This window comes from Maricaulis maris, assembly GCF_049116555.1.
Classification (GTDB): Bacteria; Pseudomonadota; Alphaproteobacteria; order Caulobacterales; family Maricaulaceae; genus Maricaulis; species Maricaulis maris_C.
The window spans coordinates 6,742-21,622 of the sequence record NZ_JAGDYT010000014.1 but is presented as its reverse complement, the minus strand read 5'-3'; the positions used below and the strand labels follow the sequence as shown (position 1 = coordinate 21,622).

Genomic DNA, 14,881 nt, shown 5'->3' with positions numbered 1-14,881 from the left:
GAGAGCCGAACGGCGTGGATGCGGTCTTTTGGTCTGTTCTGACCGGTCGCGCAGTGCTTGGGAAATGGGTGCGCTCGCCCAATTGGCGTGGCACCGCGCCCAGGCGTGCACCGCCCCAGAACGTGCGCCGATCCAGAACGTCGTTGGCCCAGAGCGTCGGTGTCCTGAAGTGACAAGTAGCTGAAATTATACAGCGGTTTGGACTCACCTGTTTTTGCTTGCGCCCTGCGTCGCAATAGGTAACATAATCATTACATGTGAGGGTGAAATGATGTCTCCGGCTTCCATGGACGCGGTTTTCCAGGCGCTCGCCAATGCGACGCGGCGCGGAATGCTGGATATCGTCCGCAATCAGCCGGGGGCTTCGGTGGGCGAGGTTGCCCGCCGTTTCGATGTCAGCCGGATCGCGGTGATGCGCCATCTCTCCGTTCTGGAGGACGCCGGCCTGATCATTTCCGACAAGCGCGGCCGGACCCGTCATCTCTACATGAATGCCGTACCGATCCAGATGATTCATGATCGCTGGACAAGTGAGTATTCGGCCCTGTGGGCCGGTCGCATGCTGGATATCAAATATCTTGCCGAACAGAGGCGCGCCCGCGAGGGGCGCGATGACGAGGCGGAAACAGACGCTCGCAAAAAGGGGGAAACGTCATGACAGAGGCTGCAGCCAAACAATTGTCCGGCGAGGTCCGAACCTCGATGTACCGGGTCATCATCAAGGCTGGCATCGACCAGGTCTGGTCGGAACTGATCCGTACCGACCGGCCCATGCCGTTTTTCTTCAACGGACAATATGACACGCCCGGCCTGGGCGAGGGCGCGGCCTTTGCCATGCGGACGCCTGATGGCAAACACACCCTGGTGATGGGCAAGGTGATCGAGTTCGAACCGCCACACCGCTATGCCCACACCTTTCGCTTCACCACCTCGGACGATCCGGTTTCAATCGTGCGCTACGTCCTCAAGCCGGTGGATGGCGGCGTCGAATTCACTCTCATCAATGAGCATGCCGCGTCTGATCCGGTCTCGAAGTCCGAGAAGCAGATGGCGCAGGGCGCGAAATTTATCTGCGAAAATCTCAAGGCGCTGGTGGAGACCGGCAAGGTGACGATGGGGGGGCGCATGATGCTTTTCATGTTCTCGCTGATGGCGCCGATGACGCCGAAGGCGGCACTGTCGGCCAACTGGCCGCTTGAGCGTGCGCCCGAGCTGTCCGCAATTTCTGTCAATGAGGAGGCCTGATCATGGCGCAATCACCGGAAGACATGGCGCGATCCATGATCGCCAACATGCCGGAAAAGACCGGAAAGCCACTCGGCGACTGGGTGGCGATCGTCAAGGCAAGCGGGCTGGAAAAGCATGGCGAGATGGTCAAGCTGCTCAAGACCGAGCACGGCATGACCCATGGCTTCGCCAATCTTGTGGCTCATGAAGTGAAGGGCCGCGTCGTCTCTGCCCCGGTCGCCGCAACGGATCTCGTGGAGGCGCAATATGCCGGACCGAAAGCCGGGCTGAGGCCGATCTATGAGGCTCTGGCGTCCGTCGCGACCGGCTTTGGCGGGGATGCCGAGCTGGCGCCCAAGAAGGCCTATGTCTCGTTGCGACGGGCCAAGCAATTCGGTCTGGTCCAGCCCTCCACCAAGACACGGGTCGATCTGGGGCTGAATCTGAAAGGACTCGAACCTGCCGGCCGCCTGGAGGCTTCCGGCTCTTTCAACGCCATGTGCACCCACCGGGTTCGGCTGGAAAGCGTGGAGGGCGTGGACGCCGAGGTCATCGCCTGGCTCAAACAGGCTTATGACGCGGCCGGGTGAGTGAGTGACCGTTTAAGCGCTGGACAGGATTGTCGTGTTTGGGCATGGTGACAGTGAAATCTTGTTGGAGAATGGCGTCATGCGCCTGAATGCGGGCAAAATCATGCAGGGGCAGTCGGCGGGCACACGAGCCGCTTGCTTGCGCATGGCCGCTCGCTTTCCGCTTATTTCGATTATCACCGTCATAGCGCCGTCTGGAGCGATGACCGCCACGACCTGACCCCTTTTTAGGTATCGTGCAGTTTCACCCCGCTTCTGACACCAGAAGCGGGGTTTTTTCTGTGCGGTCTGCCGGAGACCGACCATGCCCACGACTGCCCAATCACCGATGATGGATAGGTGCGCCACGCCAAAGCCTCGCGACGCTGCCATCGAGGCGGCCTTCGATCATGTCGACCAGTTGCGGGCGGACGGGTTTGGCGGGATTCTGCGCGCGCCGCTGATTGCCTCACCGGGCCTATCGGACGTGGCCGGTTGCGCGTTGTTTGTGAAGCTGGAGAATCTTCAGGTGACCGGCTCCTTCAAGGAGCGTGGCGCCTTTGCCCGGCTCGCGGCCCTCAGTCCCGATGAGCGCGCGCGCGGGGTTGTGGCCGCCTCTGCCGGCAATCACGCCCAGGGTGTGGCCCGCAGCGCCGCGGCGATGGGGGTTCGCGCGCGAATCTTCATGCCGACCGGCACGCCCATGGTGAAAGTGCATGCAACCCGCGCCCTGGGCGCCGAGGTCGAGATCGCCGGGGCTGATTTCGATGCCGCCAAGACGCTGGCGCTGGTCGAGGCGGAAACCGGTGGTGCGGTGTTTATCCACCCCTTTGACGACCCGGTCGTGCTGGCCGGGCAGGGGACACTGGCCATGGAGATGCTCGAGGACCTGCCTGACCTTGATGTGCTGGTCTTCCCGGTGGGAGGTGGCGGCCTGGCGGCCGGTGCCGGCCTGGCCGCGCGGCGGATCAAGCCGGACATCGAACTGGTCGGGGTCCAGTCCGATCTCTTTCCGTCTTTCGCCAACCGGTTTCATGGCGAAGATCGCCCGGTCGGTGGTTTCACTCTCGCCGAGGGGATTGCCGTGCGTGAGCCGGGCGGGCTGACCAGTCGTCTCCTCATGGACCTTCTTGATGATGTTCTCCTGGTCGATGAGCGCCAGATCGAGCGAGCGCTCAATCTCTTCATCTCGCAGATGCGGGTTCTGCCCGAAGGCGCCGGCGCGGTCGGTCTCGCCGCTGTGCTCGCACATCCCGGGCGCTTTGCCGGCAAGCGTGTCGGACTGGTCCTGTCCGGCGGTAATGTCGACACCCGTCTCCTGTCCTCATTGCTGCTGCGCGATCTGGCGCGGTCCAGCCGTCTGGCGCGGTTCCGGATCGAGCTTGTGGATGTGCCGGGGCAATTGTCCGCCGTGTCGGACATCATCTCGCGGGCCGAAGGCAATGTCACCGATGTCGCCTATCACAAGACCTTCTCGGACCTGCCCGCCAAGGTGACCTATATCGACATCTCGCTGGAGGCTCAGGATGGCGCCCATATGGACCGGATCCGTGGCGCGCTGCAGACCGCCGGCTTCCGCGTCGAACTGGCCGGTTACTGAGTTTTCCTGTCCAACCCGCTTTGAAATGTCATACCCGGCAGTTACCGGTAACGGGACTGGCCATAACGACCGCCCGCGAGGAGAGCATCATGAAATTCTTTGTCGACACCGCAGAAACATCCGAGATCGGTGAACTGGCCGAAGCCGGACTCGTGGATGGCGTCACGACCAATCCCTCGCTGATCGCCAAGTCCGGCCGCAACTTCCTGGAAGTGGTCAAGGAGATCTGCGACCTGGTGGACGGCCCGGTCAGCGCCGAAGTGACGGCACTCGAGGCTCCGGCCATGATTGCCGAAGGCAAGAAACTGGCCCATCTGGCCGACAATGTCGTGGTCAAGCTGCCGCTGACGTTTGAGGGCTTGAAGGCCTGTCAGGCGCTCACCGCCGAGAATATCCAGACCAATGTCACGCTGTGCTTCTCGGCCAATCAGGGCCTGCTCGCCGCCAAGGCCGGGGCGACTTACGTCTCGCCCTTCATCGGCCGGCTCGATGATCTCGGCGTTGCCGGCATGGAGCTTATCGGAAATCTGCGGATGATCTTCGACAATTACGCCTTCGACACCCAGATCCTGGCGGCCTCGATCCGTTCGGCCGACCACATCCAGCAATGCGCCCTGCTGGGCGCCGACGTCGCCACCGCGCCGCCGTCAGTCCTGAAGGGCCTGGTCAAGCACCAGTTGACCGACAAGGGCCTGGAAGCCTTCATGGCCGACTGGCAGAAGACGGGTCAGAGCATTCTCTAGCGGCGGCGTTCAGGGGCAGGGCGTAGCGGGCAGCCTCCTTGTTGGTGGGCTTGGTGTGGGGCCCTGGCGGTTCATGATGGACGTGATCGTGCACGGAACCCGTCCCATATTTCCGATCGGCTCCGGCTCATCCGAGCTGGGCGAAGTGACGGTGGAGTAGAGGCTTGATCAACTACCCAGCCCCACTCGGGAAAAACAGCAGGATCGCCCTGACGGCCTTTTCCGCGGGCGTCCCAGACGCCGTGCATCCCCGGCTTGACCTGGCCATAGAGGACATGCGCCAGCGCGGATTTGAGATTGTCGAGGGGCGCTGCCTGCGCCGAAGCCACAAACATGTCAGCGCGCCAGCCGCTGAGCGCGCCGAAGAATTCATGCGCTTTGCGCTCGACGATACGGTCGACGCCCTTGCGCCCCCTTGGGGCGGCGAGCTGACAATGGAGCTGCTTGATTTATTGGACTTCGACCGCCTGCGAGAGGCCCGCCCGAAATGGATTTTCGGCTTCTCGGATGTGAGCACGCTCAGCGCCGTCATCACCGCGAAATGCCACTGGGCAACAGCGCATTGCGCCAACTTCATCGACTTGATCGCCGCCCAGACTGACCCGCTCACGGCGCGCACGCTCGACGGGCTGACATTGCGACGTGGAGAGTGCTTCACCCAGAGCTCGTCCAAGCGATACCAGGCCGCGGCCGTCTCTTTCGAGGAGAAGCCAGCCGCCCCGCTTGATTTGAGCGAGCCTACGCGTTGGAAGCGCCTCGTGTCCGCTGCTGACGAGCCATCGAACGAAGGAGGCGCACCATCGATGATGGAGGGGCGGCTACTGGGCGGGTGCCTCGACACGCTCGGCCATCTTTTCAATGGCCCTTGTCTGGATTTGCCGGGCTTCGCCGCCGCGCACGGGGACCACCGCTGCCTCTTGTATTTCGAAAATGTTGAGCTGAGCCCAACACAGCTGGCCAGAACTCTGCTCGGAATGAAGTACCGAGGCGTATTTGACGATCTGGCCGGAATACTGATTGGCCGTAATGCCGGGCCGGAGAGGGATGGCGCAGGTCTGACCTATTCCGACGTCCTGGAATCAGTACTGGGCGGTGTCGGTTGCCCGGTGCTCTACGATCTGGACATCGGCCACAAACCGCCCAACCTGACCTTGCTCAACGGCAGCGTGGCAACGGTCCGGTTTGAAGACGGACAGGGAAGTATCCAGCAATCGCTGACCTAGCTCCGCCCGCCGGCTCACAAAACGGCGCCCCTTCCGGTCAGACCTTGATGCTGAAGCCGTCCCGCGGCTTGGCTTTACCGTCGAGCAAGGCACGGTAGGTGGCAAGCGCCCCGTCTCCGCCCGCTTCGCTGCGGAAGTCGAAATAGCCCGGAGCCGCGTCGGCGAATTCGCGCCACGCTGCCTTGTAGCGTTGATCGAAACCCTCCGGACCCCACGCTTTGATCAAGGTCCGCGCTGCGTCCGGGGCGAAGAAGAATTGCGGCTTGGGCGGCGGCAGGTCGCGCGGTGGGGCGGATTGCTCCCAATGGGCGCCGCCGACGCGGATATTGGCGGCGAGCTGGCCAGCCTGTCCTTCATGGAGCTTGCGGTTGAGGTCGGCGTCGCCGGCGAAGTCGACGATCACGGCGGGCGCTGAGGGGGCAAGCTTGTCGAGTGCGTCATAGGTCGCGACCGCGTCATAGAGGTCCAGACCCGACACGAAGTCGGCATTCCCTTTCGAGGTCAGCGCGATCGCCTGGCGTCCGCCACCAGCCTTCAGCGCGAAGGCGAGGGCGATGGCGGTCTTGCTGGAGGCACTGGTCAACAGGACCGGAGCGTCTGTCAGGCCGTTGTTTGGATCGCGCAGGAAGAAATCGAGCAGCCAGGCCGTGATGAAGAGCGGTTGCAGCACCATTTGCGCGGCCTCGCCCGCAGGTGACCAGCCGGGATCGGCGGCGCAGCGGACGTAATTATTGTAGGCAGGCGGCAATTCGGCGCGATGAGCCGTCATGTCGACAAAGGTGCCGGGGCTGATCTTGCCAGGCTGCACGATGAGCTCACCGCCAGCCGGGAAATAGCCGTAAATCCGCTCGCCGACGGTCAGGCCGTCAGCGCGGCTTTCCGCGACATCCGCGAATCCCCAGACCGGAAGCCGGCAGCGACCGTCTGCGCCGGGGAAGAAGTCCCAGTAGCGCATTGCATCGCCGAAGGCGGCATAGGTGATATTATTTGCAGTCAGCGCGAAGCTGTTGATGGCGAGGCGGACCTCGCCGTCATCGAGGGCGCGGACCGGCTCCTCGACCAGTTGCACGTCGGTAATGGTTTCGCGGTCAATGGACAGGGCCCAAGTCATCGATATCTCCCGTTGGCGGCTGTCTGTGCAGCCTGATCGGCGAGAGTTGACGGGTTCACGCATGCGATCAACCCGCAAGGCTCACAGGCGCGCAATTTTGTCTGGAAGATCGGCGTGCCGAGACGCGTGTGCAGGGTGCGTCAGGCTCGCTCGAAGGATGTGGCAAAGGTCCGCTGTGTCGCACGTGACAAATTGCCATAGATATTTTGGGGGAAACTGCGTTACACCCGGATCATGAAAGCCAATCTCCGGGGGCGCACATGATATCCGCTCAAGGGCTGAAGCGGGCGGGTTCCGACCCAAGCACAGCCATCGTTCTTCTCATCACCATTCTCGGTGCCATCTGGTCGCTTTTCGCAGCAGCCTATGCGCCGGACGCCGCCATGCGAGGTCAGTCCTGGCTGATCCTCGGCGGCTTCCTCACCGGGATATTCCTGCTTGTCGGTTCGATCGCCGGCGGCGGCGTCATCACGGATGAGCGCGAGTATAATGAAAACCTTATAAAAGCTGGTGTCATTGCCTCTCTATTCTGGGGTGTGGCCGGGCTTCTGGTCGGTGTTGTCATCGCCTTTCAGCTCGCTTTTCCGGTCCTGAACATCGAGGCGTTCGGGTTCACCAATTTTGGCCGTTTGCGCCCGCTACACACCTCGGCGGTGATCTTCGCCTTCGGCGGCAATGTCCTGCTGGCAACATCCTTCTATGTTGTCCAGCGAACCTGCCGGACGCGCATCGCCGGCGGGATCTGGCCGTGGTTCGTGTTCTGGGGATATCAATTCTTCATCCTGATCGCCGCCTCGGGCTATCTGATCGGGATTACCCAGGGCAAGGAATACGCCGAGCCGGAATGGTATGCGGATATCTGGCTGACCCTCGTCTGGGTGGTCTATCTCCTCGTCTTCCTCGGCACGCTGTGGAAGCGCAAGGAAAAGCACATCTATGTGGCGAACTGGTTCTTCCTGGCCTTCATCGTCACGATCGCCGTCCTGCATGTGATCAACAATCTGTCGATGCCGGTTTCCTGGGTCGGATCGCGGTCCTATTCGGCTTTTGCCGGGGTGCAGGATGCGTTGATCCAGTGGTGGTACGGCCATAATGCGGTTGGCTTCTTCCTGACCGCCGGCTTCCTCGGGATCATGTATTACTTCATCCCCAAGCGGGTGAACCGGCCGGTCTATTCCTACCGCCTGTCGATCATCCACTTCTGGTCGCTGATCTTCATCTATATCTGGGCTGGTCCGCACCACCTGCACTACACGGCGCTGCCGGAATGGGCGCAGACCTTGGGCATGACCTTCTCGATCATGCTGTGGATGCCGTCCTGGGGCGGGATGATCAACGGCCTGATGACGCTCTCTGGCGCCTGGGACAAGCTGCGCACCGACCCGGTGGTCCGCATGCTGGTCATGTCGGTCGCCTTCTACGGCATGTCGACCTTTGAGGGTCCGGTCATGTCTATCCGCGCCGTGAATGCGCTGTCGCACTACACGGACTGGACGATCGGGCATGTGCACTCCGGTGCGCTCGGCTGGGTCGGTTTCGTCTCCTTCGGTGCGCTCTATTGCCTTGTTCCTTGGTTGTGGAAGCGCAAGGGCATGTACTCCAAGGCGCTGGTCGACTGGCATTTCTGGATCGCGACGATCGGCATCCTTCTCTACATCACCTCGATGTGGACGGCCGGTATCCTCCAGGGCCTCTGGTGGCGCACCTATGACGCGCTCGGCTTCCTGGAATACTCCTTCGTGGAGACCGTTGAAGCCATGTTCATTCCATACGTGATCCGAGCGGTGGGCGGCGTGCTCTACCTCGCTGGCGCCCTGATCATGGTCTATAATGTGTACCGCACCGTTCGGGGCGACGAGGTTGAGGACGACGAGAATGTCGTCGAGCAACCCGCCCTCCAGCCGGCGCCATAGGAGGTCGCAATGTCAGGGAAAAAATCTCTCTGGAGCGATCTGCACAAATCGCTCTTCGAAAAGAAACCGCTCGTCCTCACCGTTGGCGTTCTGGTGACCGTGTCCATCGGCGGCATCGTCGAGATTGCACCGCTCTTCTACCTCGACTCGACAATCGAGGAAGTCGAAGGGGTGCGGCCATACACGCCGCTCGAACAACTGGGCCGGGACATCTATATTCGCGAGGGTTGCTATAATTGCCACTCGCAGATGATCCGTCCGCTGCGCGATGAGGTGGAGCGTTATGGCCACTACTCGCTGGCGGCCGAGAGTATGTATGATCACCCTTTCCAGTGGGGATCGAAACGGACCGGGCCGGACCTGGCCCGTATCGGCGGGCTCTATTCGGATGAGTGGCATCGCGACCATATGCGACGCCCGCAATCCGTGGTCCCGGAATCGGTGATGCCGGCCTATCCCTTCCTGGAGAATTCCGAGCTCGGTTTCGACAATGTCGAGGCCAATCTGCGCGCCTTGCGCACGGTCGGCGTGCCCTATGATGACGGCATGCTGGAAGCGGCTGTTTCGGACGTGGAGACCCAGCTGGATCCCTATGCCGAGGATTATGACGGCTTCCAGGAACGCTATCCGGGCGCGGTCATGCGTGATTTTGACGGCAATCCGGATCAGGTGACCGAGCTCGATGCGCTCATCGCCTATCTGCAGGTTCTCGGTACCATGGTGGACTTCTCCACCTATGAGGCCGAAGCCGATGAAAATCTGAGGTAGGCCGATGTATGAGATCCTCTCAACCTTCGCGCAGACCTGGGGCTTGCTGATCTTCGTGGCCTTGTTCGCTGCGGCGCTTGTCTATGCGCTCTGGCCGCGCAATCAGGCGCTGTTCGACGCGGCTGCCAGCGCCCCGCTCACTGAAAACGATACGCCGGCTGCGGCCGACGAGACCGAGGACGAGACCCATGTCCGAGCATGATGAAACGCGTGAAACCGACGCTCATTCCGGCACCGAGACCACTGGTCATGAATGGGATGGCATCAAGGAACTCGACACGCCCCTGCCGCGCTGGTGGCTGTATATTTTCTATGCCTCCTGTGTCTGGGCCGTCATCTACTGGGTGCTCATGCCAGCCTGGCCGGCGCTTCCCGGTCTGGCGGGTGAGACCGATCACACCCGGGGACTGCGCAATCACTCCGAACGCGCCAATGTGGCCGAGGCGCTTGATGCGCTGGCCGAGCAGCGCGCCGTCGGATTCGCCGCGCTGGAAGGTGCCTCGATCGGCGAGATCGAAAATGACCCGGAATTGCTCGGCTTCGTGCTGGCAGCGGGTGAGACCGTCTTCCGTGACCGCTGCGGCACTTGCCATGGCGTTGGCGGGCAGGGCTTTGTCGGCTATCCCAACCTGAATGACGATGTCTGGCTGTGGGGCGGGTCCTATGACGATATCCGTCATACGCTCCAGGTCGGAATTCGCTCCGAGCATCCCGACACCCGCTTCTCGCAAATGCCGGCCTTTGGTCGTGATGAGCTGCTGAGCCGCGCCGAAATCGGTGAGGTCACCGATTATGTGCTCTCCCTTTCCGGGACCAGTGCCGATGCTGGCGCGGTCAGCCGCGGGCAGGCGATCTATGACTCGCAATGCGCCAGCTGCCACATGGCTGACGGACGTGGTGACCGCGCGCAGGGCGCACCGAGCCTGACCGATCAGGATTGGCTTTATGGCGGGACACGCGAGCAGATCATGGCTTCCATCCATCGGGGTCCATACGGTGTCATGCCGGCCTGGGAAGACCGCCTGGAGGAGACCACGCTCGACGCCCTGGCAGCCTATGTCTTCCTGCGGGGCGGCGGCGAGGATGCGACAGCTGGTCCCACGGGGCAGTAGGTCGCATAGTGACCCCATGAGAAATCCGGTTTAACGCTGTCATGTCCAACGCCACTCCCAAGAACATGGCAGCGCCCGGGATTTCCCGGTCCAAGGCCGAGGCGGTCAATGCCGCCGACACGCGAGAGCTCTACAAGAAGCGCGAGCCGATCTATCCCAAGCTGGCGCATGNNCAAGTTCCGCTTTGTCAAATGGGTGATCATGGCGCTGGCGCTGGGGGTGTATTATCTCATCCCCTTCCTGCGCTGGGACCGTGGTCCCGGGGCGCCCGACCAGGCCGTCCTGGTCGATTTCGCCCATGGCCGATTCTACTTCTTCTTTCTCGAGATCTGGCCGCAGGAAATCTACTACGTCACCGGCCTGCTCATCATGGCGGCGCTGGGTCTGTTTCTGGCCAGTGCGCTGTTCGGCCGGGTCTGGTGTGGCTATGCCTGCCCGCNNGACGGTCTGGACCGATCTCTTCATCATGGTCGAACGGATGTTCGAGGGGGATCGCAATGCCCGCATGAAGCTGGACCGTGCGCCCTGGTCGCTGAACAAGGCCTGGCGCAAGGTCGGCAAGCACGCCATCTGGCTGGTCATCGCCTTTGCGACCGGGGGGGCCTGGATCCTCTATTTCCATGATGCCTGGGACACGCTCGCGAATTTCTTCGCTGGCACGGCGGCGCCGTCCTCCTACGTCTTCGCCGGGGTTCTGACCTTCACCACCTATACGCTTGCCGGCACGATGCGTGAGCAGGTCTGTACCTATATGTGCCCCTGGCCACGCATCCAGGCGGCGATGACGGATCGTGACGCGCTCAATGTCACCTACCGGATCGATCGCGGTGAGCCGCGCGGTGCCCACAAGAAGACGGAGAGCTGGGACAATCGGGGTGATTGCATCGATTGCAAGCAATGCATCGCAGTCTGTCCGATGGGGATCGATATTCGTGACGGGGCGCAACTGGAGTGTATCCAGTGCGGGCTATGCATTGATGCGTGCGATGACATCATGGGCAAGGTCGGGCGTCCGACCGGACTGATCACCTATGAGACGGATGACAATGTCGANNTCCGGCCGCGCACCATGGTCTATGCGGTCTCGCTGGCCATTGTGAGTGCCCTGATGCTGGGCGCCCTGGTGACGCGGACCCATCTGGAACTGAATTCCCAGCGCGACCGCAATCCGAATTATGTGCGCCTGTCCGATGGCGCCGTACGCAATGGCTATACGGTCAACGTTATCAACAAGGCCAATGCGCCACGTGTTATGGAGTTGGCGGTGGAGGGTGATCCGGCGATCGGCGTGCGCATCCTCGGCGCGGCTGACGTGACCCCGGACCGGATCGAGATCGGTCCCGACCGCTCGCAGGACTACGTCGTCTATCTGACCCTGCCGGGGGCGGCCATCGATGGTCCGAGCGAAGACATTGCCTTTGTCGTGACCGACCGGGAAACCGGCGAGACGGCACGATCCTCATCCGTCCTGATTACCGGAGCCGAGTGATGCGAAACCCCTTCAATCCCCTGCGTGGCTGGCATGTCCTGATCCTCATCCTGGCCTTTTTCGGGGTCACGATCGGGGTCAATGCGACCTTCATCACCCTGGCCCTGCGGACCCATCCGGGCGAGGACGTGCCGCGCTCCTATGTCCAGGGGCTGAATTACAATGACACGCTGGACCGTCGCCGCGCGCAGGAAGCCTTGGGCTGGACGGCCCGTGTGAACCTGGTCGAGCGCGATGTCGTCCTGGCCATCAGTGCGGCCGATGGCAGCCCGGTCGCCGGGCTCGATCTCGTCGGGACGCTCATTCACCCGGCCGACACGTCGCGCGACTGTCCGCTGGCCTTCGCCGAATCCCGACCGGGCGTATACCGTGTGACCCTACCCTGTGAAGGGCAGGGCGATTGGCGCCTTGAGGCGCACAGTCGCGATGATGCCCCGTTCGAGATGGTCAGTGAGTTATGGCTGCCTTAGATGCCACCCATTCCGGTCTCGCCGCCGCCAGCGGTGCGGACCCGCAAGCCTTTGTTCGCCGGCGGGAGGGGCTCTGCGAGCTTGACCTGATGGTGCGCGGGGCGACCTGTGCGGGGTGTATCGCGCGGATCGAGGGCGGGTTGCGCGAGGACAAGCGCGTCCAGCAGGCACGGCTCAATCTGTCGACCGGGCGCCTNNTTGCCATGATGAATGTCATGCTGCTGTCGATCTCGGTCTGGTCCGGCGGACTGGAAATGAGTGAGACCATGCAGGCTCTCATGCATCGGATATCCGCCCTCATCGTCCTGCCGGCCGCCGCCTTTGCCGGTCAGCCCTTTTTCCGCTCTGCCCTGCGGGCCCTGCGGGTCGGTCACGTCAATATGGATGTGCCGATTTCGCTGGCGGTTCTGCTCGCCTGCGGCCTGTCTGTCTGGGAAACCTTCATCGGTCACGGCCAGACCTATTACGACGCCGCGGTCATGCTGCTCTTCTTCCTGCTTATCGGCCGCTTTCTCGACATGCGGCTGCGTGCGCGCGCGGGAGAAGCTGCCCGGGGTCTGGCAGCCATGCAGGCGGCGACGGCAAACCTGCTCGATGCGGATGGGCATATCCGGGCCATTCCGGCCCGTGACGTGAAGGCCGGCGATCGCCTGGTCCTGGCCGCCGGCGACCGGGTTCCCGTCGATGCCCGCATCCTCGAAGGTGCGGGCGCGCTCGATGGCTCTCTGGTCACCGGAGAAACCGCGCCGGTCACGGCCAAACCCGGTCTGGACGTCTGGTCCGGCATGCTCAATCTGGACGGCAAGTTGGTGCTTGAAGCGCGGGCGGATCGCGACAATTCCCTGCTCGCCGAAATCACCCGTCTCGTTGAAGCGGGTGAGCAGGCCCGCTCTCGCTATGTGCGCCTGGCTGATCGCGCGGCCCGCCTTTATGTGCCGGTCGTGCACGGGCTGGCAGCGCTCACCGTGATCGGCTGGTTGCTGATCGGCGGTGAGGTCCGTCCTGCCATCATCAATGCGATCGCGGTCCTGATCATTACCTGCCCGTGTGCGCTGGGGCTGGCGGTACCGGCCGTGCAGGTCGTGGCGTCCGGACGGCTCTATCGCGAAGGCGTGCTGGTCAAATCCGGGGATGCGCTGGAACGGCTCGCCGGGGCGGACACGATTGTCTTCGACAAGACCGGTACACTGACAGAAGGCCGTCCACGCCTCGTCGATGCGGATGGGCTTCCGGCCGGCGCGCTGGAGGCGGCGGCCCGGCTGGCCCGCACCAGTCGCCATCCGCTCTCACGCGCGATTGCCGACGCCGCGGGCATGGGGGAGGCGGCTGCCGATGTGAGGGAAATCCCCGGCGGCGGACTGGAAGCGAGGGTGGAGGGCCAGCGTGTGCGTTTCGGCGCGGCCCGCTGGTTGGGCGTTGATGCGGTCAGCGATCCGCATACCGAATCCTGGCTGGTCATCGGAGACGAGGCGCCGGTCCGCTTCTGTTTCGAGGATCGTCTACGCGAGGATGCGGCGGCCGTGATCACGGCGCTGAAGGCGCGCGATTGCCGGGTTCATCTTCTGTCGGGAGACCGGACCGGACCGGTGGAGGCCGTCGCCGCCACGCTCGGGATTGATGACTGGCAGGCCGAGATGCAGCCCCAGGACAAGATCGCCCGCCTGGAAGCCCTGAAGGCGGCAGGCGGCACCGTTGCCATGGTCGGTGACGGGATTAATGACGCACCGGCCCTGGCCGCCGCGCACGTCTCGATCTCGCTGGCCTCGGCCGCCGAAGTCTCCCAGGCCGCCGCTGATTTTGTGCTGCAGGGCGACCGTCTCGCGGCCAGTATTGTGGCGCTGGACGTGTCGCGCGGTGCCAAGCGGCGCGTGCTCGAGAATTTCGGTCTGGCCGCCGCCTATAACGCCATCGCCGTCCCGATGGCCGTGGCCGGTCTGGTCACACCCCTGATCGCGGCCATCGCGATGTCGGCCTCGTCCGTCCTGGTGACGTTGAACGCGCTCAGACTGGCGCGGGGAGGACGCTGATGACAGCCCTTATCTGGCTCATCCCGGTCGCGCTCATCATGGGCGCGCTCGGTCTGGCAGGCTTCCTGTGGAGCCTGCGCAGTGGCCAGTTCGACGACATGGATGGCGCCGCCCATCGCATCCTGATGGATGATGACCAACCGCTTCCCGGCCATGACGAGCGCCCGGACGACTGAGGGCGGCCGGTGCGTGGCTCAGTCGTCTTCCTTCGGCATGAAATCGCGATAGGCGTGCCAGGTGGCCAGCGCGATCCACGGGAAGGCTACCGTCAGGCCGATCCCGAAGACGGCGATACCGGCGCCGATGATGAAGGCGATCAGCCAGGCCCAGGTGAACATCACGAAGGGCTGTTTCAAGACCGCATTGAAGCTGGTTGCGAGCGCCGTGATGGCATCGACATCGCGATCCACCAGCAGCGGGAAGGCGATCACTGAAATCGCAAAGGAGAGGGTGGCCAGCACGCCGCCGAAGACGGTTCCGACAGCCAGCAGGGTCAGTCCGGACCCATCGGTGAAGAGGAAGTTGAGAAAGGCGCTGGGTTCCAGTGGCGCAAAAGGGGCCAGCACGACCAGCAGGATTTGCGCGACGCGCATCCAGATCATCAAGAGCAGGCCGAGCAGAATGCTCAG

The 14,881-nt window shown here is 62.9% G+C and carries 16 protein-coding genes and 2 pseudogenes; 16 read left to right on the top strand and 2 right to left on the bottom strand.

Annotated features, from left to right (window positions below):
- The first annotated feature begins 268 nt into the window (after positions 1-268).
- The 6 genes from JXQ94_RS13530 (at position 269) to JXQ94_RS13505 (ending at position 5,362) form a co-directional block, all read left to right on the top strand.
- On the top strand, positions 269-658 hold the full coding sequence (locus JXQ94_RS13530; protein WP_421924319.1) for an ArsR/SmtB family transcription factor: 390 nt from the start codon (positions 269-271) through the stop codon (positions 656-658).
- Entirely contained in the window at positions 655-1,245 is a 591-nt protein-coding gene (locus JXQ94_RS13525) for an SRPBCC domain-containing protein (protein ID WP_421924318.1), read from the top strand. The genes JXQ94_RS13530 and JXQ94_RS13525 overlap by 4 nt, the downstream gene beginning before the upstream one ends.
- Positions 1,246-1,247: 2 nt before the next feature.
- Entirely contained in the window at positions 1,248-1,817 is a 570-nt protein-coding gene (locus JXQ94_RS13520; RefSeq protein ID WP_421924317.1) for a DUF4287 domain-containing protein, read from the top strand.
- A gap of 304 nt (positions 1,818-2,121) precedes the next feature.
- A complete protein-coding gene (locus JXQ94_RS13515) occupies positions 2,122-3,396 on the top strand; it encodes a threonine ammonia-lyase (RefSeq protein ID WP_421924316.1) in 1,275 nt (424 codons plus the stop codon).
- A gap of 89 nt (positions 3,397-3,485) precedes the next feature.
- Positions 3,486-4,139 carry a fructose-6-phosphate aldolase gene (gene fsa / locus JXQ94_RS13510; protein WP_421924315.1) on the top strand — a complete coding sequence of 218 codons (654 nt, stop codon included), beginning with the start codon at positions 3,486-3,488 and terminating at the stop codon, positions 4,137-4,139.
- Positions 4,140-4,303: 164 nt separating this feature from the next.
- Positions 4,304-5,362, top strand: a complete 1,059-nt coding sequence (locus JXQ94_RS13505) for a S66 family peptidase (RefSeq protein ID WP_421924314.1) — start codon at positions 4,304-4,306, stop codon at positions 5,360-5,362.
- Positions 5,363-5,399: 37 nt separating this feature from the next.
- Here JXQ94_RS13505 and JXQ94_RS13500 read toward each other — a convergent pair whose 3' ends face one another.
- Positions 5,400-6,473, bottom strand: coding sequence for a DUF2855 family protein (locus JXQ94_RS13500; RefSeq protein ID WP_421924313.1), 1,074 nt, complete (start codon positions 6,471-6,473; stop codon positions 5,400-5,402).
- Positions 6,474-6,733: 260 nt separating this feature from the next.
- On the opposite strand from JXQ94_RS13500, the gene ccoN reads away from it, so the two are divergent.
- From ccoN to ccoS, 10 genes and pseudogenes are all read left to right on the top strand, one after another.
- Complete coding sequence (gene ccoN / locus JXQ94_RS13495; protein WP_421924312.1) at positions 6,734-8,386, top strand: cytochrome-c oxidase, cbb3-type subunit I; 1,653 nt, start codon at positions 6,734-6,736, stop codon at positions 8,384-8,386.
- 9 nt (positions 8,387-8,395) lie between these two features.
- Positions 8,396-9,154, top strand: coding sequence for a cytochrome-c oxidase, cbb3-type subunit II (gene ccoO, locus JXQ94_RS13490; RefSeq protein WP_421924311.1), 759 nt, complete (start codon positions 8,396-8,398; stop codon positions 9,152-9,154).
- Between the two features lie 4 nt (positions 9,155-9,158).
- Positions 9,159-9,356, top strand: a complete 198-nt coding sequence (locus JXQ94_RS13485; RefSeq protein ID WP_295692107.1) for a cbb3-type cytochrome c oxidase subunit 3 — start codon at positions 9,159-9,161, stop codon at positions 9,354-9,356.
- On the top strand, positions 9,343-10,266 hold the full coding sequence (ccoP, locus tag JXQ94_RS13480; protein ID WP_421924309.1) for a cytochrome-c oxidase, cbb3-type subunit III: 924 nt from the start codon (positions 9,343-9,345) through the stop codon (positions 10,264-10,266). Before JXQ94_RS13485 ends, ccoP begins: the two co-directional genes overlap by 14 nt.
- Positions 10,267-10,439: 173 nt before the next feature.
- Positions 10,440-10,705: pseudogene (locus JXQ94_RS13475) on the top strand (4Fe-4S binding protein); the annotation flags it as partial.
- Between the two features lie 2 nt (positions 10,706-10,707).
- Positions 10,708-11,319 (top strand): annotated as a pseudogene (locus JXQ94_RS13470) (4Fe-4S dicluster domain-containing protein); the annotation flags it as partial.
- 2 nt (positions 11,320-11,321) lie between these two features.
- Positions 11,322-11,755, top strand: a 434-nt coding sequence (locus JXQ94_RS13465; protein WP_421924308.1) for a FixG Ig-like domain-containing protein, incomplete at its 5' end; no start/stop codon positions are given.
- Complete coding sequence (locus JXQ94_RS13460) at positions 11,755-12,225, top strand: FixH family protein (RefSeq protein WP_421924307.1); 471 nt, start codon at positions 11,755-11,757, stop codon at positions 12,223-12,225. The genes JXQ94_RS13465 and JXQ94_RS13460, both read left to right, overlap by 1 nt.
- Before the next feature lie 198 nt (positions 12,226-12,423).
- Positions 12,424-14,252: copper-translocating P-type ATPase (locus tag JXQ94_RS13455; RefSeq protein WP_421924306.1), on the top strand; the 1,829-nt coding region annotated here is incomplete at its 5' end.
- On the top strand, positions 14,252-14,428 hold the full coding sequence (gene ccoS, locus JXQ94_RS13450) for a cbb3-type cytochrome oxidase assembly protein CcoS (protein ID WP_421924305.1): 177 nt from the start codon (positions 14,252-14,254) through the stop codon (positions 14,426-14,428). The genes JXQ94_RS13455 and ccoS, both read left to right, overlap by 1 nt.
- Positions 14,429-14,446: 18 nt before the next feature.
- Here the strand turns inward: ccoS and JXQ94_RS13445 are convergent.
- A partial coding sequence (locus JXQ94_RS13445) for a DUF2189 domain-containing protein (RefSeq protein ID WP_421924304.1) occupies positions 14,447-14,881 on the bottom strand: 435 nt, incomplete at its 5' end.